Origin of the sequence: Xanthomonas sp. PPL134, from assembly GCF_040595915.1 — a bacterium.
In the GTDB taxonomy this organism is placed as follows: domain Bacteria; phylum Pseudomonadota; class Gammaproteobacteria; order Xanthomonadales; family Xanthomonadaceae; genus Xanthomonas_A; species Xanthomonas_A indica.
Genome location: NZ_JAMDLL010000003.1, coordinates 410,493 through 432,447, shown reverse-complemented (window position 1 = coordinate 432,447; position 21,955 = coordinate 410,493). Strand labels below are relative to the sequence as shown.

18 protein-coding genes and 1 pseudogene are annotated in these 21,955 nt (G+C 67.7%); 6 read left to right on the top strand and 13 right to left on the bottom strand.

The window, feature by feature from the left end; genetic code table 11:
* Window positions 1-729 precede the first annotated feature (729 nt).
* From M3U25_RS09675 to nudE, 11 genes are all read right to left on the bottom strand, one after another.
* Window positions 730-1,170 carry a hypothetical protein gene (locus M3U25_RS09675; RefSeq protein WP_355497896.1) on the bottom strand — a complete coding sequence of 147 codons (441 nt, stop codon included), beginning with the start codon at window positions 1,168-1,170 and terminating at the stop codon, window positions 730-732.
* A gap of 314 nt (window positions 1,171-1,484) precedes the next feature.
* Window positions 1,485-1,829 (bottom strand): hypothetical protein, encoded by a 345-nt coding sequence (locus M3U25_RS09670; RefSeq protein WP_355497898.1) that lies wholly within the window; start codon window positions 1,827-1,829, stop codon window positions 1,485-1,487.
* Between the two features lie 566 nt (window positions 1,830-2,395).
* Window positions 2,396-2,791, bottom strand: a complete 396-nt coding sequence (gcvH, locus tag M3U25_RS09665; protein WP_017910465.1) for a glycine cleavage system protein GcvH — start codon at window positions 2,789-2,791, stop codon at window positions 2,396-2,398.
* A 100-nt stretch (window positions 2,792-2,891) separates the two neighbouring features.
* Window positions 2,892-3,998 carry a glycine cleavage system aminomethyltransferase GcvT gene (gcvT, locus tag M3U25_RS09660; RefSeq protein ID WP_242159482.1) on the bottom strand — a complete coding sequence of 369 codons (1,107 nt, stop codon included), beginning with the start codon at window positions 3,996-3,998 and terminating at the stop codon, window positions 2,892-2,894.
* Between the two features lie 335 nt (window positions 3,999-4,333).
* Window positions 4,334-4,765, bottom strand: a complete 432-nt coding sequence (locus M3U25_RS09655; RefSeq protein ID WP_160946452.1) for an NfeD family protein — start codon at window positions 4,763-4,765, stop codon at window positions 4,334-4,336.
* Between the two features lie 3 nt (window positions 4,766-4,768).
* Window positions 4,769-5,731, bottom strand: coding sequence for an SPFH domain-containing protein (locus tag M3U25_RS09650; protein WP_355497905.1), 963 nt, complete (start codon window positions 5,729-5,731; stop codon window positions 4,769-4,771).
* Between the two features lie 68 nt (window positions 5,732-5,799).
* On the bottom strand, window positions 5,800-6,102 hold the full coding sequence (locus M3U25_RS09645; protein WP_355497908.1) for a DUF962 domain-containing protein: 303 nt from the start codon (window positions 6,100-6,102) through the stop codon (window positions 5,800-5,802).
* A 420-nt stretch (window positions 6,103-6,522) separates the two neighbouring features.
* Entirely contained in the window at window positions 6,523-6,846 is a 324-nt protein-coding gene (locus M3U25_RS09640; protein ID WP_355497910.1) for a YnfA family protein, read from the bottom strand.
* Entirely contained in the window at window positions 6,843-7,619 is a 777-nt protein-coding gene (gene mazG, locus M3U25_RS09635) for a nucleoside triphosphate pyrophosphohydrolase (protein WP_242161153.1), read from the bottom strand. The genes M3U25_RS09640 and mazG overlap by 4 nt, the downstream gene beginning before the upstream one ends.
* 129 nt (window positions 7,620-7,748) lie before the next feature.
* Window positions 7,749-8,549, bottom strand: a complete 801-nt coding sequence (cysQ, locus tag M3U25_RS09630) for a 3'(2'),5'-bisphosphate nucleotidase CysQ (RefSeq protein WP_355497913.1) — start codon at window positions 8,547-8,549, stop codon at window positions 7,749-7,751.
* Window positions 8,546-9,088 (bottom strand): ADP compounds hydrolase NudE, encoded by a 543-nt coding sequence (nudE, locus tag M3U25_RS09625; RefSeq protein ID WP_202406913.1) that lies wholly within the window; start codon window positions 9,086-9,088, stop codon window positions 8,546-8,548. Before nudE ends, cysQ begins: the two co-directional genes overlap by 4 nt.
* A gap of 86 nt (window positions 9,089-9,174) precedes the next feature.
* On the opposite strand from nudE, the gene bioA reads away from it, so the two are divergent.
* Entirely contained in the window at window positions 9,175-10,566 is a 1,392-nt protein-coding gene (gene bioA, locus M3U25_RS09620) for an adenosylmethionine--8-amino-7-oxononanoate transaminase (protein ID WP_355497916.1), read from the top strand.
* A complete protein-coding gene (locus M3U25_RS09615; RefSeq protein WP_355497919.1) occupies window positions 10,557-11,288 on the top strand; it encodes a 16S rRNA (uracil(1498)-N(3))-methyltransferase in 732 nt (243 codons plus the stop codon). The genes bioA and M3U25_RS09615 overlap by 10 nt, the downstream gene beginning before the upstream one ends.
* Before the next feature lie 186 nt (window positions 11,289-11,474).
* Here M3U25_RS09615 and M3U25_RS09610 read toward each other — a convergent pair.
* Window positions 11,475-11,744 (bottom strand): annotated as a pseudogene (locus M3U25_RS09610) (ester cyclase); the annotation flags it as partial.
* Window positions 11,745-11,939: 195 nt separating this feature from the next.
* Window positions 11,940-12,962 (bottom strand): glucokinase family protein, encoded by a 1,023-nt coding sequence (locus tag M3U25_RS09605; protein WP_355497922.1) that lies wholly within the window; start codon window positions 12,960-12,962, stop codon window positions 11,940-11,942.
* Between the two features lie 874 nt (window positions 12,963-13,836).
* On the opposite strand from M3U25_RS09605, the gene M3U25_RS09600 reads away from it, so the two are divergent.
* From M3U25_RS09600 to M3U25_RS09585, 4 genes are all read left to right on the top strand, one after another.
* Window positions 13,837-16,488 (top strand): TonB-dependent receptor, encoded by a 2,652-nt coding sequence (locus M3U25_RS09600; RefSeq protein WP_355497925.1) that lies wholly within the window; start codon window positions 13,837-13,839, stop codon window positions 16,486-16,488.
* A gap of 99 nt (window positions 16,489-16,587) precedes the next feature.
* The gene (locus M3U25_RS09595) at window positions 16,588-18,282 is read left to right on the top strand and encodes an alpha-L-fucosidase (RefSeq protein ID WP_263392610.1); all 1,695 of its coding nucleotides are present in this window, start codon (window positions 16,588-16,590) and stop codon (window positions 18,280-18,282) included.
* Window positions 18,279-19,334, top strand: coding sequence for a glycosyl hydrolase family 18 protein (locus M3U25_RS09590; protein ID WP_355497929.1), 1,056 nt, complete (start codon window positions 18,279-18,281; stop codon window positions 19,332-19,334). Before M3U25_RS09595 ends, M3U25_RS09590 begins: the two co-directional genes overlap by 4 nt.
* 119 nt (window positions 19,335-19,453) lie before the next feature.
* Window positions 19,454-21,946, top strand: coding sequence for a family 20 glycosylhydrolase (locus M3U25_RS09585; RefSeq protein WP_355497932.1), 2,493 nt, complete (start codon window positions 19,454-19,456; stop codon window positions 21,944-21,946).
* Window positions 21,947-21,955 lie beyond the last annotated feature (9 nt).

Here is a 21,955-nt window from a genome sequence, read left to right as displayed (position 1 = left end):
CAAGGTGGCGAAAACAGGTGCTCAGAGATCCACTGCAATCCACGCAATGCGCGGAAGCAGCGATGTGCTGCCCACCGTCGGGCAAGGCACGCTGACGCGCTGCATGCGTAGTGCACGCTGCCTGGCTGAGCCGCTGGATGTCAGGCGCGCCTCGGTAGCCGCAGCGGCCCCCATTCCGACGACCAGCCGATCCATGGTCGGTCGGTGCATTCAATGCGATCCCCTCCACTGCCGCCCACCGCCGCATGGTGGCTGACCTGCCGCTTTCGCGCAGGCCCGTCGCCGCACCCGCGTGCACGTGCGGTGCGCACGTGATCGCCGGGGCGGCACATGCACTCGGGATGACCTGATGGATGCGCAGCCGTCGCAGGTATCCGATCGCGCAGCGGTCGTCCCGACATGCAGCCGCGTCCCCATGCGAGACCCACAGGCAGATCCCCACCTGCCGATCTGGCGATCAGGGCACGGAGAACGGTCGAGGTGGTTGAAACGGGCGGACGCGGCAGGCGGCCGCTGATCGGCGGTGCGAGACACAGGGGCACGATGACCACATCGCCACCTGGCCAGCCGCACGCAGCGAGCAGTCTTCGAGGATCGAGAACACGGATGCCGCCGCCAGCGTCGGGCAGAGAAGCGCGATGCAATCGCGCACGGCAGGACGCCGCAAATAAAAAACTCCCTCCCCGCTGGGCACCGGGGAGAGAGTCTAGGAACAGCGATCGGGATGGATCAGATCAGCGGCGCGGGCGTGGCCGGCAGCGCGACCGGAGCGGCCTTCTTCTTGCGAGCGGCCGGCTTCTTCTTCGCCACGGTCTTCTTGGCGGTGGCCTTCTTCGCGGCCGGCTTCTTGGCAGCCGACTTCTTCACCGTCTTCTTCGCCGCGGTCTTCTTGGTCGCAGCCTTCTTCGCGGTCTTCTTCACCGCCTTCTTGGCGACGGCCTTCTTCGCGGTCTTCTTGGTGGCGGCCTTCTTCGCCGTCTTCTTCACTGCCTTCTTGGCAACGGCCTTCTTGACCGCCTTCTTCACCTTGGCGACCTTCTTGGCCACCTTCTTAGCGACCTTCTTGACCGCCTTCTTTACCGAAACCTTCTTCGCTGCCGGCTTCTTGGCGGCAGTCTTCTTGACCGCCTTCTTAGCGGCCGGCTTTTTCGCAGCTTTTTTCGTGGCCATGGGATGGCTCCTCGTCAGTGAACTATGGATTGAAAATGCCCAGTTAAAGCAACCTCGCGGCGATGCTCCGCCTGCGGGAACCGCCGGCGCGCGCTGCGGGCCGGATCGGATACAGAAACACCCGTACCGGATGTCGATACGGGTGCGATGCCAGGGGAGACGTTGCGTTTCTCGGAGGGAAGCGACTCCAACTCCACCATCTTCGGGTTCCTGGCGGATGTCCAAGTTGTGCTTCGCGTTCTGATGTCGATCCGATTCACTCGCTTGCGCAGCAACGTCTGCTGGGCGAAACCTAATCACGGTTTTTTTTACTGTCAACACTTCCGCGCAATTTTTTTTTCGCTGGCGCGCGCGCCGCGACCGCCGCATGCCGCGCCAGCCGCCTTGCCGACGCCACCGATCGCCGATGCCGGCACCACAAGGAAAACGGCGCGCGCAAAAAAAGCAGGGAAATTTCCGTGTTTTCTGTAACGACACGACGCCGCGATCGCATTGCGGACCGGTCGCGACGACGCGTCGGCAGCAATCGCGGGAGTAGACGCCAGGCTGTCCGCTAGCTGAAAAAAAATTTCGCGACCACGCGCGGTTCCGGCATCGCACAAGTGCAAATGCGCAAAAGTGCGCAAACTTTTTTGCGTCGTGCGCCGGTCGCGACGCATGCGATGCGTCGCGCGAGGCGCCACCGAAACGTGGCGCCTCGCGTCACTGCGACGCGACCTGCGCGCACGTCGCCGCCATGCCACAACGCAGGCGACCACCCTCGCCCACCTCCACGCCATGCCGTCGCCGACACCTTCGCGCGGTTGCGTCGAGCGACACCGATCGAACAGGTCGCCGACTGGCGCCGGCGCGCGCCTCGCCGGCGCGCAGCGACGACATGCGAGACGCACACCGCGTCGCCGCTGTCTGTTCCCCCCTGATCCACACCGTGCCGCATGCCGTGCCGCACCTGTGCCGCGTCGGAAAACCGGCGCCGCGCGGCGCGCGGGTCGCATGCAGCGGACGCGGCCACGCGCGGCAACCGTGCTGCACTCGCGGTGCAGCCCGGCCATAACCTCACGCCGTCTTCGCATCGACGCATGCCACGACGCCAGCGACGCAGGTTGCCGCGACGGCCATGCCGAGGAGGGCGACGCCGATGCGGACGACGTGGCCGCTGCGCGCAGCCCCAAAAAAAACCGGCCGCACGAGGCGGCCGGTTCGGGTGTCGCGACGGGCGGTCGGCTCAGTGGCCGTCGTCCTCGAGCAGTTCGGCGTACTCGTCCGGCGACAGCAGTTCGTTCAACTGCTCGGCATCGTCCGCTTCCAGCACCAGGATCCAGCCTTCGCCGTAGGCGTCTTCGTTGATCGTTTCCGGCTTGTCGCTCAGCGCGGTGTTGACCTCGACCACCTTGCCGCTCAGCGGGCTGTACACGTCCGAGGCGGCCTTGACCGACTCGACCACGGCCACGCCGTTGCCGGCTTCGACGTGATCGCCGACGTTCGGCAGCTCGACGTAGACCAGGTCGCCAAGCAGGCCCTGGGCGTGGTCGGAGATGCCGATGGTCACGCGACCGTTGCCCTCGACGCGGGCCCACTCGTGGGACTTGAGGAATTTGAGGTCGCCAGGGATCTCGCTCATGGGGCTGCTCCGGAAGAAGACGGTATCGAGGATGGGAGGCTAGTGTAGCGAACCGCGCGCGTGGGAACGACGTCGCACGCGCCGCGGCCGAGGACGGGACTCAGCCGAGCACGCCGGGCTGGACCTGGCCTTCGCGCACGAACGGGAACTTGACCACGCGCACCGGCACCTCCTTGCCGCGGATGTCCACGCGCACCGCGCCCGGCTCGCCGGCCGGCACCCGCGCGAAGGCGATCGCCTTGCCCAGCGTCGGCGAGAAGGTGCCGGACAGGATCTCGCCGTCGCCGTTCGCGGTCAGCACCTTCTGCCCGTGGCGCAGCACGCCCTTCTCGTCCATCACCAGGCCGATCATCTGCCGCGGCGCGCCGCCGGCCTTCTGCGCCTCAAGCACGGCGCGGCCGATGAAGTCGCGGCCCTCGTCGAGGGTCACGGTCCAGGCCAGCGCGGCCTCGTAGGGCGACACGCTGTCGTCCATGTCCTGGCCGTACAGGTTCATGCCCGCCTCCAGGCGCAGCGTGTCGCGCGCGCCCAGGCCGGCCGGCTTGACCCCGGCGCCGATCAACGCCTCCCAGAACGCCGGCGCCTGCTGCTGCGGCAGCACGATCTCGAAGCCGTCCTCGCCGGTGTAACCGGTGCGCGCGACGAACAGCGGCACGCCGTCGACCGAGGTCGCCTCGAGCGCGGCGAAGCGGCCGAGCTTCTGGGCGGCGGCGCGGTCCTGCTCGCGCAGCAGGCCAATCGCCTTGGCGCGCGCGTTCGGCCCCTGCACCGCGATCATCGCGAAGTCGTCGCGCTCGCGCACCTGCACGCCGAACGCCTGCGCCTGCTCGCCGATCCAGGCCAGGTCCTTGGCGCGGGTGGCGGCGTTGACCACCAGGCGGAAGAACGCATCGGACATGTAATAGACGATCAGATCGTCGATCACCCCGCCCTGCGGGTTGAGCATGCAGGTGTACAGCGCCTTGCCCGGCACCTTCAGCTTGTCCACCGAATTGGCCAGCAGGTGGCGCAGGAACGCGCGGACCTGCTCGCCGTGCAGATCGACCACGGTCATGTGGCTGACGTCGAACATGCCGGCGTCGCGGCGCACCTGGTGGTGCTCGTCGATCTGCGAGCCGTAGTGGATCGGCATGTCCCAGCCGCCGAAGTCGACCATCTTGGCGCCGAGGGCGCGGTGGCTGTCGTTGAGGATGGTCTTCTGGGTCATGGCGCGGGTCCGTGAGAAAAGTCCCCCATTATCGCTGGCTGTGAGCCGGGATTGGGGAGTCGGGAATGGGGAATCGTAAGAGCGGCTGTCCTGGATCCGAAGGACTGGCGCTCGATCGCCGCTACCGTAGGAGCGGCTTCAGCCGCGCCCCGCAGAAGGGCCGGGGATTGGGGAATCGGGATTCGGGATTCGCAAGAGCGGGCGTCCTGAGCCGAAGGACTCGCGCTTGATCGCCGCTCCTACGCGCAGGAAGATTAGGAAGGCAGAGGTGCCGCGCACTCGCGGCACCAATCCCGAATCCCCAATCCCCAATCCCCAATCCCCAATCCCGGCTTTCAAGCCGCCTGGACCAGCAGCGTCATCCCGTCCACGCCGACGATGCGCACGGTGCTGCCGGCCGGCAGGTCGGGGCCGCCGACGACCCAGAAGGCGTCGTCGACCTTGGCGCGGCCGCGGCCGCCGTGGATCGGCTGGTCCAGGGTCACCACGCGGCCGATCAGTTGCTCGGCACGGCGGTTGAGCAACGGCTGGTCGCTGGTCCGGCCGCGGTTGCGGAACCAGGTGCGGTACACCTGGATCGAGACGAAGCTCAGCACCACGAACGCGCCGACCTGCAGCAGCAGGGAGATGTCCGGGAACACCAGCACCGCGAGGAACACCGCCGCCGCGGCAAAGCCCATCCACAGCATGAAGGCGCCCGGCGCGAGCGACTCGGCAGCGAACAGCAACAAGGTCAGGGCACCCCAGGCCACTACCTCAATGCGCATGGCTCAGACTCCGCTGCGCGGCGGCACGCGCGGCACTGCCGGCGGGGTGGCCTGCTTGTTCAGCGCCTCGCGCGCCAGTTCGGCGATGCCGGCAATGGAGCCGATGATGCCGCTGGACTCCATCGGCATCAGCACGAACTTCTGGTTCGGGGCGGTGGCCAGCTCCTTGAACGCCTCCACGTACTTCTGCGCGATGAAGTAGTTGATCGCCTGCACGTCGCCTTCGGCGATCGCCTTGGACACCATCGCCGTCGCCCGCGCTTCGGCCTCGGCCAGCCGCTCGCGCGCCTCGGCGTCGCGGAACGCGGCCTCCTTGCGGCCTTCGGCCTCCAGCACCGCCGCCTGCTTCTCGCCGTCGGCGCGCAGGATCTCCGACTGCCGCGAGCCCTCCGCCTCGAGGATCTGCGCGCGCTTCTCGCGCTCGGCCTTCATCTGCCGGGCCATCGCATCGACCAGGTCGCGCGGCGGCTGGATGTCGCGGATCTCGATGCGGGTGACCTTGATGCCCCACGGATTGGTGGCATGGTCGACCACGTTCAACAGCTGCGCATTGATGGTCTCGCGCTGGCTCAGCGACTCATCCAGGTCCATCGAGCCGATCACGGTACGGATGTTGGTCTGCACCAGGGCGATGGTGGCGATTTCCAGATTCGACACTTCATACGCGGCCTTGGCGGCATCCAGCACCTGGAAGAACACGACGCCGTCCACGCGCACCACCGCGTTGTCCTTGGTGATGACGTCCTGGCTGGGCACGTCCAGCACCTGCTCCATCATGTTGACCTTGCGGCCCACGCCATACACCCACGGGATCAGGAAGTGCAGGCCGGGCGACAGCGTGTGGGTGTAGCGGCCGAAGCGCTCCACCGTCCATTGGAATCCCTGCGGCACCATGCGCACGGTCTTGAACAGCACCACCACGCCGAAGAACAGGATCACCAGCGTAAGGAAAAAGGTAGACGGCATCAGGTTGCTCCATTAACCAGAATAAGGAATCGAATCGGCAGTATAGCCAGCGCACGCAAGCGTGCCGGTCACCAGCGGATGCGGCCCAGCAGCATGTCCTTGAACATCACCCAGTCGCCGGCGAGCGAGTACAGCGGGTGCTTGAAGGTGGCCGGGCGGTTGTTCTCGAACACGAAATGGCCGATCCAGGCGCAGCCGTAACCGCAGACCGGCGCGGCCCATAGCCAGCGCGGCTGACCGGTGCACAGTGCCAGCAGCAGGCTCGCCAGCACGCCGACACTGCCGACGAAATGCAGCCGACGCGACAGCGGATGGCGGTGCTCGCTCAGATAGAACGAATAGAACTCGCGGAAACTGGCGAAGCGGCGCATGCGATGGCCCTCCCGAGGCGACGCAGGACACCAGCATACGCCGGGAGCATGGGCGTATGCTCGCAGCGTGTGACGCCTCCTGGGGCGCAGGCGCCGGACACGGACAGGTGGTGAGCGACAGTGCCGCGCCAGGCATGCCCGCAACGCTGCAGCCTGGTGTAAACCGCGTACCTGGAGGGCACCACCAGCAAATCGCATCGCCTCGGCACAATGGGCTGCGAACTCCCCTGCAGGAGCGGCTTCAGGGCACCTCTAACGCGCTGTGCCGCGACTCCGCGGGGCACGCCGTGCGCGTCGTAGGAGCGGCTTCAGCCGCAACGCGCGTCACCGAGAGCGCCCGTCGCGGCTGAAGCCGCTCCTACGGAGTCCGCCTCTCATTCGTCGCAATAGACTTTTCGAGGATCGCCTATCGCGCAGGCCTCAACCCTGCCGCGGCGCGAACATGATCACCGCCATGCCGAGCATGCACAGGCCGGCACCGAGCAGGTCCCAGCGCGTGGGACGCATGCCCTGCACCGCCCACAGCCACAGCAAGGCGACGGCGACATAGACGCCGCCGTAGGCCGCATAGACGCGGCCGCTGGCGGCCGGGTGCAGGGTCAGCAGCCAGACGAAGACCGCCAGGCTGCCTGCGGCCGGCACCAGCAGCCAGGCGCTGCGTTGTTCGCGCAGCCAGAGATAAGGAAGGTAGCAGCCGACGATTTCCGCGACGGCGGTCAGCACGAACAGCAGCAGCGTCTTCATCCGGCCGCGGCGCGCTCTTCGTCCTTGGCGCGCTGCCAGTACGCCTCCTGCTCTACCAGGGCCAGACCGTCCAGCGCGCCGCCGTCCTGCTGCGCCAGCCGTTCCATGGCGCGGAAGCGGCGCTCGAACTTGAGGTTGGCATGGCGCAGCGCGGCGCCGACGTCGACCTTGGCATGCCGCGCCAGGTTGGCACAGACGAACAGCAGGTCACCGATCTCGTCCTGCAGGCGGGCCGGGTCGGCCGCGGCGCCGTGCGCCAGCTCCGCCCGCACTTCTTCCAGTTCTTCCTGCACCTTGTCCAGCACCGGCGCCGGGCCGGGCCAATCGAAGCCGACCCGCGCCGCGCGCGACTGCAGCTTCAGCGCGCGCTGCCATTCCGGCAGGCCACGGGCGATGCCGGCCAGCGCCGAGCCGTCGCGCTCGCCGGCGGCGGCACGCTCGGCGCGCTTGATCTCTTCCCACTTCAGCGTCTGCTGCTGGGCATCGGCCACCTGGCTGTCGCCGAACACGTGCGGGTGGCGGCGCACCATCTTGTCGCAGATCGCCGCGACCACGTCGTCGAAGCCGAACGCGCCCTGCTCGCGCGCCATCTGCGCATGGAACACCACCTGCAGCAGCAGATCGCCGAGTTCGTCCTTCAGCCCGGCCAGGTCCTGGCGGTCGATCGCGTCGGCCACTTCGTAGGCCTCTTCGACCGTGTAGGCGGCGATGCTGGCGAAGTCCTGCTCCAGGTCCCAGGGACAGCCCTGCGCGGGATCGCGCAGGCGCGCCATGATGTCGAGCAGGGCGGGAAGGTCGTAGCGGGCTGGGGTCACGGGCGGGTTCCGGTGCGACGGCACCGCTGCCGCCTGTCCCCTAGTGTGGCAGAGCGCGCGCCATGCGGCGCGCGCGTGCGGTGCGGCTCAGCCCAGCCAGTCGCGCCAGGGCTGCGCCGGATCGCCGAGCGCCACGAAGTCGCCATTGAGCAGCGATTCGCGGCGGTTGTAGCGGAACGGCTTGCCGGTCGCGGCGGCCAGCAGCGCACCGCCGGCGGATTGCAGCACGCACTGCCCGGCGGCGGTGTCCCACTCGGAGGTCGGGCCGAAGCGCGGGTACACGTCCAGGTCGCCGTCGGCGATGCGGCAGAACTTCAGCGAGGAGCCCTGCGCGACCAATTCGATCTCGCCCATGCGCTGCAGCAGCGCGTCGGTGCGCGCGTCGCGGTGCGAGCGGCTCGCCGCCACCCGCAGCGGCGCGGTGGCCGGGCACCGCGTGTTCAACGCGGTATCGCGAAAGCCCTCGCGGCGGTACGCCTGCTCGCCGCGCACGGCGTGCCAGACGCGGCCATCGACCGGCGCCTGGACCACGCCGAACACCGGCGCGCCCTGGTGGATCAGCGCGATGTTGACGCTGAACTCGCCATTGCGCTTGACGAACTCGCGGGTGCCGTCGAGCGGGTCGACCAGCCAGTAGGTGGTCCAGTGCTGGCGCACCTCCCACGGAATCTGTGCCGATTCCTCGGACAGCACCGGCAGGTCCGGGGTCAGCCGTTCCAGGCCTTCGACGATGATCTGGTGCGCGGCCAGGTCGGCCTGGGTCAACGGACTGGTATCGGCCTTGTGCTCCACCTCGAAGCCGGTGGCGTAGACGGACATGATCGCCGCGGCGGCATCGATGGCGATGGCGATCACGGTTTCGCGCAAATCACTGGTCAGACGGATCATTCGGCGCGACCCAGCCACTCGCGGGCGATGAACAGCGCCGCCAGCGAACGCCCCTCGGAAAAATCCTCACGCAACATCAGTTGATCCAGTTCAGCCAGTTTCCAGGGCACCACTTCCAATTCCTCCGGCTCGTCGCCGGCTAGTCGTTCGGGATAGAGATCTTGCGCCAGCACCAGCCACGACTGGTGGCTCATGTAGGTCGGCGCCAGGGTCATCGCGCGCAGCACGCGCAGTTGCCGCGCACCATAACCGGCCTCTTCCTTGAGCTCGCGGTCGGCCGCCTGCAGCGGCGTCTCGCCGGCGTCGATCCGGCCCTTGACCAGGCCCAGCTCGTAGCGGTGCACTCCGGCGGCGTACTCGCGCACCAGCAGCACGGTCTGCGCATCCAGCATCGGCACCACCACCACCGCGCCGTGGCCCGGCGCCTTGAGCCGGTGGAACACGCGGCGTTCGCCGTTGCTGAACTCCAGGTCCAGTTCCTCGACCCGGCGCTCGGTGGCCGATTCGCTGCGCTCGCGCACGGCATGGATGACCGGCAACGGACGGGTCACGCCGGCACCCTGCGGCGCCGGGCGGCGTCGATCGATAGAATGCGCGGAGCGAAGAACCTGTTCATGAGCGCGAAATGCTATCAGACCTGACCGCAGCACAGATGGCCGACGCGTGGCGCCAGCGCGACCTGGCCGTGCTCTGGCACCCGTGCACGCAGATGCGCGAGCACCCCGATACCCTGCCCCTGGTCCCGATCGCACGCGGTGAAGGCGCCTGGCTGATCGACCACGGCGGCCGCCGCTACCTGGATGCGGTGAGCAGTTGGTGGACCAACCTGTTCGGCCACGGCGAACCGCGCATCGCCGCGGCCATCGCCGCCCAGGCCACGCAGCTGGAACAGGTGATGCTGGCCGGTTTCAGCCACGAACCGGCGGTGCTGCTGGCCGAACAGCTGCTGGCGCTGGCGCCGCGCCAGGAGGGCCGCGCGCCGCTGGCCAAGGTGTTCTATGCCGACAACGGCTCGGCCGGCGTGGAAGTGGCGCTGAAGATGGCCTTCCATTATTTCCAGAACCGCGGCGAGCCCGGGCGCACCCGCTTCGTCGCGCTGGAGAACGGCTACCACGGCGAGACCATCGGCGCACTGGCGGTCGGCGACATCCCGCTGTACCGGCGTGTGTATGCGCCGCTGCTGGCCGAGGCGCTGTTCGCGCCCTCGCCCGACGCCTACCAGGCCGCGCCCGGGCAGAGCGCGCGCGAACGCGCCGATGCCGCCGCCGATGCGCTGGCCGACCTGTTCGACCGCCATCCCGGCGAGATCTGCGCGGTGATCCTGGAGCCACGCCTGCAGTGCGCCGGTGGCATGCGCATGCACGACCCGGCCTATCTGCGCCGGGCGCGCGAACTGTGCGACGCCAACGGCGCCTTCCTGATCGCCGACGAGATCGCCACCGGCTTCGGCCGCACCGGCACCCTGTTCGCCTGCGAGCAGGCCGGGGTGATGCCGGACCTGCTGTGCCTGTCCAAGGGCCTGACCGGCGGCTTCCTGCCGCTGTCGGCGGTGCTGGCCACCCAGCATCTCTATGACGCCTTCCTCGACGACAGCCGCGAGCGCGCCTTCCTGCATTCGCACAGCTACACCGGCAACCCGCTGGCCTGCGCGGCGGCGCTGGCGTCGCTGCGGATCCTGCAGGAGGACGATGTGATCGCGCGCAACCGCAGCACCGCCGAAACCATGCGCGCGCTGTCGGCGCCGTTCGCCGAGCATGCGCACGTGGCCGACGTGCGCCAGGCCGGCATGGTGGTGGCGTTCGAACTCACCCGTAACGGCGACAAGCGCACGCCCTTCCCGGCGGCGGCGCGCGTGGGCCTGCATGCCTACCGTGCCGCGCTGGCGCGCGGCGTGGTGCTGCGCCCGCTGGGCGACGTGCTGTACTGGATGCCGCCCTACTGCGTGGATGCCGCGCAGCTGGCACTGCTGGCCGAGACCACCTTGGCGGCGATCGACGAGGCGGTGGCATGCGCCTGACCCGCTGCCATGTGGACCTGCCGCTGCATGCCGGCGCCGAGCTGAGCCTGCCGGAGGACGTCGCCAACCATCTGCTGCGCGTGCTGCGGCTGCGCGAAGGCGACCCCTGCGTGCTGTTCAACGGCGACGGCAGCGATTACCACGCCGAACTGCTGCAGGCCGGCAAGCGCAACGCCAGCGTGCGCATCGGTGCGGCGCGGCCGGCCGACAACGAGTCGCCGCTGGCGATCACCCTGCTGCAGGGCGTCGCGCGCGGCGAGAAGATGGACCTGATCCTGCAGAAGGCCACCGAGCTCGGCGTCGCCGCGATCGTGCCGGTGTGGGCCGAGCGCACCGAAGTGAAGCTGGACGCGGCGCGAGTGGACAAGCGCGTGGCGCACTGGCGCAGCGTGGTGATCGCGGCCTGCGAACAGTCCGGTCGCGCGCGCGTGCCGCAACTGAGCGCGCCGCTGGCCCTGGCCGACGCCGCGCGCGCCGCCGCGCACAGCCCATGCCGACTGATCCTCGACCCGCAGGGCGAACACCGCCTGCGCGCGCTGGAGATCAGCGGCGACGCGGCAACGATCGCGATCGGCCCGGAAGGCGGCTGGTCGCCGCGCGACCGCGCCACGCTGGAGGCGGCCGGCTTCGTCGGCCTGCGCCTGGGGCCGCGCATCCTGCGCACCGAAACCGCCGGCCTGGCCGCGATCGCGGCGCTGCAGGCGCATCACGGCGACTTGTGAGTTCGCGCACGCCGCAATGTAGGCGGCGACGCCGCGCCGGACGCGCCGCAGGCGTTGGCGTGCCACCGGACGCGACGCGATGCCATCGGGCCTCCGTCGGCGTCCTTCCTTCTTATATGTAGCGACACGGGCGCAGCCACCCACCTGGACTGCAGCCCACCCCGTCGGGAACGGCGAATCATCGGCTCATGCCGAAGCTGACCTTGCCCTGCGGAAGCGATGCGTCGGGCGCCGTTCATCACTACGGCCAGCGCACACACGCAGGAGCGGCTTCAGCCGCGACCAGGCTTCCCGTTCCACCCCGAACAGCGTGCCCGTGTGCCTGCCCGACACGGTCTTGCGGGTGGTCACCTTGTCGCCCTCGGCGACCTGGTCGTGAATCGTCACCGTCAATCCGGCCAATGCGGGCCGGAGAATGTCATGGAAGGTGCTCCACATGCTCTCGCTTCCTGCAGGAGCGCCGGGCGGGGAAGTCCGTCGCGGCTGAAGCCGCTCCTACAGGACACTTCCTGTTGCTGCCAGGCACGCCCTGTAGGCGCGATGCGGCAGCGCAAGCGCCGGCATGCACCAGAGATCAAAGCCTGCGGGATGCACTCGCACGCACGCCGACCGCAGGACGCGGCCTGTGCCGACGCGACCGGACCCAGCGCCTCAGTCGCGCTGCTGCAGGAACCAGTTCGCCGCACCGATCACCCCGAGCTGGCCGTGTTCGACCAGCTTCACCGGGATCTGCTCCAGCGCCGGCCGCATCGCACCCTTGTTCAAGTAGCGCTCGACGAAACTGCTCGCGGACAGGAACGCGCCGATCTGCGGCAGGAAGCCGCCGGCCAGGTAGATGCCGCCCTGCACACCGTACAGCAGCGCCATGTCGCCGACCACGCTGCCGAGCAGGCCGCAGAACGCCGACAGCGCCTCGTGCGCGAGCGGATCGTCGCCGGCCAGCGCCGCCGCGGTGACGTCGCTCGGCGCGGCATGCGTGGGCGTGGCACCACGCAGGTCGCACAGCACGCGATATAGATTGAGCAGACCGGGGCCGGACAGGAAATGCTCCACCGGCACATAGGAACGGTCGCGCAACAAGCGCTGCGCCAACGCCAGCTCCAGATCGTTGCCGACCGGCAGCGCGGCATGGCCGGCCTCGGTGGCCAGCACCACGGCGCCGCCGTGGGTCGGAATCCACACCGCGGCACCGAGGCCGGTGCCCGGGCCGATCACCAAGGCCGGCCCACGCTGCGCCTTGCGCGGCCCGGCCAGATGCAGCACTTCGCTGGCGTCCATCGACGCCGCCGCATACGCCACCGCTTCGAAATCGTTGACCAGGGGCAGCGCCGTCAGTCCCAGGCGTTCGCGAATCTCCGGCGGCGACAGCGTCCACGGCAGATTGGTGGTGATGACGCGTCCATCCTCGAGTGCATAACCGGCGCTGGCGATCACGCCGCGGGTCGGCTTCGGCCCCTGCACCTGATCGAGGAATTCGCCAATGATCTCGGCCAGGCCGGGATAGTCGGCGCAGCGGTACTTGCGATAGTCCAGCACATCGACCGCCGGCGCAGGGCCAGCGCCGGCAGCGCGTGCGACTAGGCCGATCCGGACATGGGTTCCGCCGACATCGGCAGCAATGAAAGGCTCGGCGCGCGGCACGGCCGCTGCCACTGATGAACTGCTTGCGGACACGTCTTCTCCCGTTGCGCCAGAGCAGGCGCGCGCCGATTCGGCCGATTGATCGATCGAGTGTCCGACCACCTTGACAACGTTGTCAAGGTGAAATTCACCGGTTCGTCGTTTTGTCTTCACCACGTCGCTTTCTTATGGGTGATCGCCTGGCGCTCCGGAGGGTCGGTCGCGTTGCCCGTTGCATGGGTGAACATCCGTCGCAAAATTTCGCCGCATCGCACAAATTTTTGCCACATGCGGGGCAAGCCCGCAGACCTTGCCGCGCCGGGGCCGGTCGGCCACAACGGCGGTGGCGCCACCAGCTTCCGGCATGTTTTCTTTTGTAGACAAGCACCTAGACCAGCCCGCGGACACCCTGTGAAAGCCAGCAGAAAGATGCCGCGGCGAGCCTTGCTTGCAATAGTCAAAACCGCGTGAAACGGGTGTTGACAACGCTGTCAGCGCTACGACAGACTCGGCTCACACAAGTTTTACAACTTCAAGACATGCCACGTTCAGGGGATTCAGATACAGCGACGCATCGCCGCTCCTCCCGCGCCAAGTGGCAGGACGCGCGCTGACGCCGCAATCGGCATCCCCCGAACCGACGAGACCACGCCCGCGCCGGGCACGGACGCAGCCGCGCCCGGACCAGGCAGCAGGTGCACTGCTTCATTGCTGGACTTGGTTGTTACCTGCAGGAACACAGGAAGAACCGGCGCCCTCGATGCCGCCGGTTGGCTACTTCCGCGTCAGCGACCGGACGACGCGCATCGAGATGCGATCCGCGCAGCGCCACCAGGCGCGGCGCCCATCCACAAGGCCGGGCAGCGGCCAGCACGCCGGAACATCGGTTGGCACCTCATGCCCAAGTACTCACCCAGAGGTTTAGCCAATGAATAGCCGCACCACGACCTTAGCCATCAGCATCATGGCCGCGCTGTACCTGTCCGGTAACGCCGCCGCGCAGGAAGCGCCCGCTTCCGCCAACGCGGATTCCAAGAACGTCCAGCAGTTGGATGCCATCACCGTCACCGGCTACCGCGCCTCGCTGGAGAAGAGCCAGTCGGTGAAGCGCTCGGCCAACTCCATCGTCGATGCGATCAGCGCCGAAGACATCGGCAAGTTCCCGGACACCAACGCCGCCGAGTCGCTGGCGCACCTGCCGGGCATCAGCGTGGACCGCCAGTTCGGCGAAGGCGAGAAGGTCAGCATCAACGGCACCGACCCGGCGCTGAACCGCGTGCTGCTCAATGGCCAGACCATCGCCTCGGGCGACTGGGGCGGCAACCCGACCGACACCAGCGGCCGCACCTTCAACTACACCCTGCTGTCGCCGGAAATCATCGGCCTGATGGAGGTCTACAAGACCCCGGAAGCGCGCATCGACGAAGGCTCGATCGGCGGCACCGTGATCGTGCACACCCGCAAGCCGCTGGACCTGCCGAAGAACACCATCCGCGGCTCGATCGGCTATAACTACAACGACCGTTCGGAAGAAGGCAATCCGCGCGGCTCGGCGCTGTGGAGCTGGAAGAACGACGACGAGACCTTCGGTGCGTTGATCTCCGCCACCCACGACAAGGAAGACCTGTCGCGCGCCGGCATCGAGTTCTTCGGCTACAACACCGGCGCCGGCATCCCGCCGACCGCGCGCATCTCCGGCGACGGTGGTAACGTCGCGACCGCCAAGATCCCGGTGGGTATCAACAGTTCCTTCTTCCAGCAGACCCGCGAGCGCAACGGCCTGCAGGGCGCACTGCAGTGGAAGCCGAACGATCAGAACGAGTTCAACCTGACCGGCCTCTACATCAAGGGCAAGTACAACAACTTCAGCGAATCGCGCTACGTCTGCCCGGGCTGTGGCGATCAGGACAAGATCACCAGCGCGACCGTGCAGAACGGCTACATCACCCAGGCCACGGTCACCGACGGCGCCGGCAACGGCAAGCAGCCGTATGCGCAGTTGGACACCAACTACCGCGAAAGCAACGTCACCACCAAGAGCCTGAACCTGCGCCACGACTTCTATGGCGACAAGTGGGTGTTCACCACCCAGGCCGGCGCCACCAAGGCCACCGGCGGCAAGGACCCCGAGTACCTGATGAAGTTCCTGCTGCAGGACGGTGGCTACAACTTCAACTATGACGGGACCAACACCGGGGTTACCTACGGCAACAATAGCGCTAGCAACTGGGGCCTGAAGTCGGGTCAACAGGCCGGTGGTATCGAGTACACCACCACCCAGGACAAAGAGAAGTACTTCCAGTTCGATGCCGCACGCGATCTGGACTGGGGTCCGCTGAACAAGCTGCAGGTCGGCTACAAGTACATCAACCACGAAAACGGCCAGGACTCGCGCGGCAATGCGATCTATGCCAACCAAGACATTCTGCTGACGTCATTCAACCCGGGCACCACTCCGAGCGGCTTGTACGATGGACTCCACGCCAGTTCGGACCTGGTCAACTGGCCGACCGCCAACCTGAACTCGGTGCTGTCCTATCTGAAGTCTCTTCCGCAGGGCGCCTTGGAGAGCAAGTACGGCCAGATGTTCGATGTCAAGGAGATCACCAGCGATCTCTATGCGCAGATGAATTTCGAGTCCGGCAAGTGGCGCGGTAACTTGGGCGTGCGCTATGTCGACACCAAGGACAAGTCGCTGTACTGGCTCAGCTCCAATGGCGGCACCTACACCCCGGTGACCTCGACCAAGCAGTACTACAAGCCGTTGCCGAGCTTCAACATCGCGTACGACTTGGATGACAACAAGGTGCTGCGCTTCTCTGCAGCGAAGGTGATCGCGCGTCCCCGTTACCAGGATCTTGCAGGATCTGTTTCGCTCAACAGCACCAGCAGCGATGGCACGACCTGTAACGGCAATACGTCGTGCAACCTGACCGGTAGCGGCGGCAACCCGGACCTGAAGCCCTACGAGTCGACCAACTACGATCTGGCCGCGGAGTGGTACTTTGCCCCGTCCAGCATGCTGTCTGGTGAAGTGTTTTATCGGGACATCGGCTCTTATATCGTGACCGTTACCACCGCGCAGCAGTTGACCGACCCGATCAATGGGGTGAGCGGCATCTACCAGATCAGCTCGCCGGTCAATGTCTCCAACGCCAAGGTCAAGGGCGCCTCGCTGAACTACCAGCAGGCGTTCGGCTACGGTTTCGGCCTGCAGGCGAACTACACCTACGCCACCGCCGACGCCAGCACCGGCCTGAACCTGCCGTACCTGTCGAAGAACACCTACAACGTGATCCCCTACTGGGAAAACGGCCCGTGGATGGTGCGCGTCAACTACAGCTACCGCTCCAAGTACTTCACCCAGGTCGGCCGCCTGAACTCGCAGGTGTTCACCGACGAGTACAAGCAGTTGGATCTGACCGCCTCGTACGAGATCAACGACTGGATGAGCGTGAGCTTCAGCGCGACCAACCTGCTCGACTCGACCTACTACTGGTACAACGAGGTCAAGTACGCGCCGATCGGCATGTACAAGAACGGCCGCGGCTACCAGGCGCAGTTGAACTTCAAGTTCTGATGTAGCACCGGCGCGCCACCGTCCCTCCACGGTGGCGCGCCGTTTCGTGTCCGGCGCGGCGGCGCCGGCATCGTCTTCTGCAACAAGGAGTGCCGTTCCATGACGACCGAGACCCGCCCCCGTGCGGACCGATCCCGCCACGCCGGAGCCGCACGCCAGACCCTGGCCAGCGCGCTGGCCCTCATTCTTGCGCTGACGGCCCTGCCCGCCGGCGCCGCGGACGCGCCGTCGCCGACGGCCCCCACCGCCACCACCCTCAGTCCGGAACAGATCGACCAGCAGTGGCTGCAGGCCACCGCCAAGTACGCGCCCGAACGCGCGCGCCTGGTGCGCGAAGCCAACGATGGCGCGCGCGGCGGACCGTTCCGACCCGACTGGACCTCGCTCAAGCAGTACCGCTCGCCGTCCTGGTACGACAACGCCAAGTTCGGCATCTTCATCCATTGGGGCGTGTTCTCGGTGCCGGCCTTCGGCAACGAGTGGTACTCGCGCAACATGTACCAGCAGGGCAGCAAGGACTACCTGCATCACCGTGAGACCTACGGCCCGCAGTCGCGCTTCGGCTACAAGGACCTGATCCCGCTGTTCACCGCGCCCAAGTTCGATCCGCAGGCCTGGGCCACGCTGTTCCGCGAATCCGGCGCCCGTTACGTGGTGCCGGTGGCCGAGCACCACGACGGCTTCGCGATGTACGACTCGCAGCTGTCGGACTGGACCGCGGTCAAGATGGGCCCCAAGCGCGACGTGATCGGCGAGCTGTCCAAGGCGATCCGCGCGCAGGGCCTGCATTTCGGCCTGTCCTCGCACCGCGCCGAGCACGACTGGTTCTTCGACGGTGGCCGCCAGTTCGACTCGGACGTCAACGACCCGCGCTACGCCGGCCTGTACGGCCCCGCACAGGTCCGCCTGCCGGGCAAGGACGACGCCGACGTGCACAACGACTGGACTCCGGTCTCGCAAGCCTGGCTGGACGACTGGCTGGCGCGCACCACCGAACTGATCGACCGCTACGACCCGGATCTGATCTATTTCGACTGGTGGATCGCGCACCCGACCTTCCGCGGCACGTTGCCGACCATGCTCTCGTACTACTACAACCACGGCGCGGCCAAGGGCGGCGTGGTGGTGAACTACAAGCTCGGCGCCTTCCCCGAGGGCGCCGGCACGTTGGACATCGAACGCGGCCAGCTCACCGGCATCCATCCCACCCACTGGCAGACCGACACCTCGGTCAGCAACGCCTCGTGGGGCTATGTCGAGAACGACACCTACAAGACGCCGACCTTCATCATCCACATGCTGGTGGACGTGGTCAGCAAGAACGGCAACCTGATGCTCAACATCGGCCCGCGCGCCGACGGCTCGATCCCGGACACCGAACGCGCGATCCTGCTGTCGATCGGTAAATGGCTCAAGACCAATGGCGAGGCGATCTACGACAGCACGCCGTGGCGCAGCTACGGCGAAGGCCCGACCGAAGTGGTCGGCGGCACCTTCCAGGACACCAAGACCAAGCCGTACACGCCCGCGGATTTCCGCTTCACCACCGGCCACGGCGCGCTGTACGCGATCGAGCTGGGCTGGCCGGCTGACGGCCAGGCGCTGATCCGCTCGCTGAAGCCGTCCGACGGCGTGCGAGGCGTCACCCTGCTCGCCAGCGGCAAGCCGGTGCCGTTCGAGCAGCGCGCCGACGGCCTGCACCTGCGCCTGCCGGCCAAGCCGGTGGGCGAACACGCCTACGTGTTCCGCATCGATCTGTCCTCCCCCACCCCGCCAACGGATCCCTCCCGATGATGAAGCGTTTCGCAGGGCTGCTGTTCGCCCTCGCCCTGGTCTGCGCCCCAGCCATGGCCAAGAACCCGACTGCGCTGTTCTATCTGATGAACACGCAGAAATCGACCAATTCGTTCCTGGCCCACCTCGACAAGATCGATGTGGTGGTGCCGACCTGGTACGGCGTGGACCAGAGCGGCCTGGTCAACGGCACCCCGAACCTGTACCTGTACGAGATCGCCAAGCAGCACAAGCTGCGGGTGATGCCGATCCTGTCGATGACCGCCGGCCGCGACGGCTTCCACAAGCTGCTGCACGACGAGGACGCCAAGCAGCGGATGATCGCCGCGCTGCTGATCCACGGCCGCAAGCACGGCTATTACGGCTTCCAGTTCGATTTCGAGAGCATCGCCTGGACCGACCGCGACGCCTACTCGCTGATGGTCAAGCAGACCGCCGAGGCGCTGCACAAGGCCGGCTTCAAGCTGTCGGTGGCGGTGGTGCCGAACGCACCGGGCTATGCCGAGGGCGGCGCATTCGCAAAGTGGATGTGGGAGTACTGGCGCGGCGCCTACGACCTCAAGGCGCTGAGCGCCTCGGCCGACCTGATCAGCCTGATGACCTACGACCAGCACACCCGCTGGACCACGCCCGGCCCGGTGGACGGCATGGTGTGGATGAAGAAGCACCTGGACTACGCGCTGACCCAGGTGCCGAAGGACAAGCTGTCGCTGGGCATCGCCACCTATGGCTACCGCTGGTACACCGGCAATCCGGTCAAGCCCGACGGCACCGAAGCCTCCAACATCACCGCCGACTACATCGACGCCGACGAGTCGTTCCCGCTGGCGGTGGAGCAGAACGCCACCGTGCAATGGGATCCGGTGGAGCAGGAGTCGTGGTTCTATTTCTACCGCGACGACATGCGCGAATGGGTGTTCCGCCCGGACGCGCGCAGCTTCCGCGCCCGCTACGACCTGGTCAAGCAGTACGGCCTGGAAGGCTTCAGCTGCTGGGTGCTGGGCGCCGAAGATCCCAAGGTCTGGGACGAATTGCCGACCGCGGCGCGCTGAGCGGCCGCGCGCTCGAGATGCGACACGCGGCGCATGCGGCGCGCGCCGAACGCGCCGCGCTCACCTCAGGCTACCCCGCAGCCTCTACGATACGCATCTCGATCGCTTGAGGTAGACCGATGACTGCAGTGGGTGCACACCCCCGATTGCCGCACCGCCCGATGCCCGCCGCCGCGCGCATCGCGGCGGCCTCCCGCAACGCCTGGCTGGGGTTGTCCCTGCTCGCCTGTGGCAGCCTGCTCGGCGGCTGCGACCGCGCACCGCCGCCGACTCCGGCGCCCGCGGCCAAGCCCGCCGCGGCGCCGCCGCCGGCCCCGAAACACGATGACGACGACGACAAGACGCCGTTGCCGCTGATCCCGGCGCCGGCCAAGGCCGAGCGCGACGGCGGCACCCTGACCATCCGCGCCGGCGCTGCGCTGTCGGTGCCCCTCGACGACCCCGGCGCGCAGCGCGTGGCCGAGCAACTGTCGCAGTTGCTGAGCAAGACCCGCGGGCTGTCGCTGGAAGTGCGCGAGGAGACCATCCCCGCCGACGGCAGCATCCGCCTGCAGCTCAATCCCAATACCGAGGTGGCGCAAGCCGAGGGCTACACGCTGGACGTGGACCCGCGCACCATGCTGATCCAGGCGCGCGAGGAACGCGGCCTGTTCTACGGCGCGATCAGCGCCTGGCAGCTGATGACCCCCGACGCCGGCAAGGGCGAAGTGGACGTGCCGCAGGTGCACATCCGCGACTGGCCCCGTTTCGGCTGGCGCGGCGTGCTGCTCGACGTGGCGCGGCACTTCCACGGCCCTGACACGGTCAAGCGCCTGATCGACGCGATGGCCCAGCACAAGCTCAACTTGCTGCATCTGCACCTGACCGACGACCAGGGCTGGCGCATCGAGATCAAGCGCTATCCCAAGCTCACCGAGATCGGTGCCTGGCGCACCCCGCCCGGCGCCGGCACCCATGGCCTGCCCGATCGCTACGGCGGCTTCTACACCCAGGATCAGATCCGCGACCTGGTGGCCTACGCCGCCGCGCGCCACATCACCATCGTGCCGGAGCTGGACATGCCCGGGCACGCGCAGGCCGCGGTGGCGGCGTACCCGGAGCTGGTCGGGGTGACCCGGCAGCGGCCCAAGGTGTCGGTGGACTGGGGCGTCAATCCCTACCTGTTCAATACCAACGACAAGAGCATGACCTTCATCCAGGGCGTGCTGGACGAAGTGCTGCAGCTGTTCCCCTCGCCGTACATCCACATCGGCGGCGACGAAGCGGTCAAGGACCAGTGGGAACGCTCGCCGGCGGTGCGCGCGCAGATGCGCAAGCTCGGCATCAAGGATGCGCACGCGCTGCAGGGCTGGTTCAACCAGCAGCTGGCCGACTACCTGACCCAGCACCAGCGGCGCCTGATCGGCTGGGACGAGATCCTGGAAGGCGGGCTGCCCGCGAGTGCCTCGGTGATGTCCTGGCGCGGCGTGGACGGCGCAGTCGCCGCCGCCAAGCAGGGCCACGACGTGGTGCTGGCGCCGGCCGGCTGGATGTACCTGGACAACCTGCAGAGCGCGCGCAACGACGAGCCCAACGGCCGCCTGGCGACGCTGCCGCTGCAGAAGGTCTACGGTTTCGACCCGGTGCCGGCGGCGCTCAGCCCCGAAGAGAGCAAGCACGTGCTCGGCGTGCAGGCGGCGCTGTGGAGCGAGTACATCCCCTCCGCCTGGCATATCGACCATGCGCTGTTCCCGCGGCTGAGCGCGGTGGCCGAGGCCGGCTGGTCGCCGATGGCCGCGCGCGACTGGAACGGCTTCCTGCAGCGCATGCCGGCGCAGCTGGACCGCTACCGCCTGCAGGGCATCGCCTATGGCGACGGCGCCTTCGCCCCGGACATCGCCGTGCAGGGCGGCGACAACGCGGCGCTGGACAGCGGCCAGGCCACCGTGGTGCTGGGCAACCAAGCCAAGTTCGGCAGCTTCCGCTACACCACCGACGGCAGCGAGCCCAAGGCCGACTCGCCGCGCTACACCGCGCCGTTCGCGGTGACCCTGCCGGTCACCGTACGTGCGGCCACCTTCGCCGACGACGGCCGCCTGCTGGCCGCGCCGCGCAGCCGCATCCTCGACCGCGCCAACCTGCTCAGCCGCGACACCCAGGGCCTGAGCTCGTGCGCCGGCGGCGAACTGGGCCTGCGCGTGCCGCTGCTGCCGGACCTGGCGGAGCAGGACACGCCGGTGTTCAACATCGACCTGTTCACCAGTTGCTGGCGCTATGCCGACGCACGCCTGGACGGCATCGACCGCATCCGCATCGACGCCGCACGCCTGGCGCGCAACTACGGGCTGGCGCACGACCAAGCCAAGGTCAAGCGCTACCCGGCGCACAGCGCGCGCGGCGAGTTCGAGGTGCGGCTGGGCGACTGCAAGGGCAAACTGCTGGCGCGGCTGCCGCTGCCGGCCGGCAAGACCCTGGGCGACCAGTTCGCGCTGGAAGCGCGGCTGCCCAAGCAGACCGGCGTGCACGACCTGTGCCTGCGCTCCACCGCGCCCATCGCCGGCCCGTACTACGCCATCGGCGCCATCCATCTGATCGACACCGCGGCGCAGGCGCCCCCCGCCGCCGCGCACTGACCACGGAGA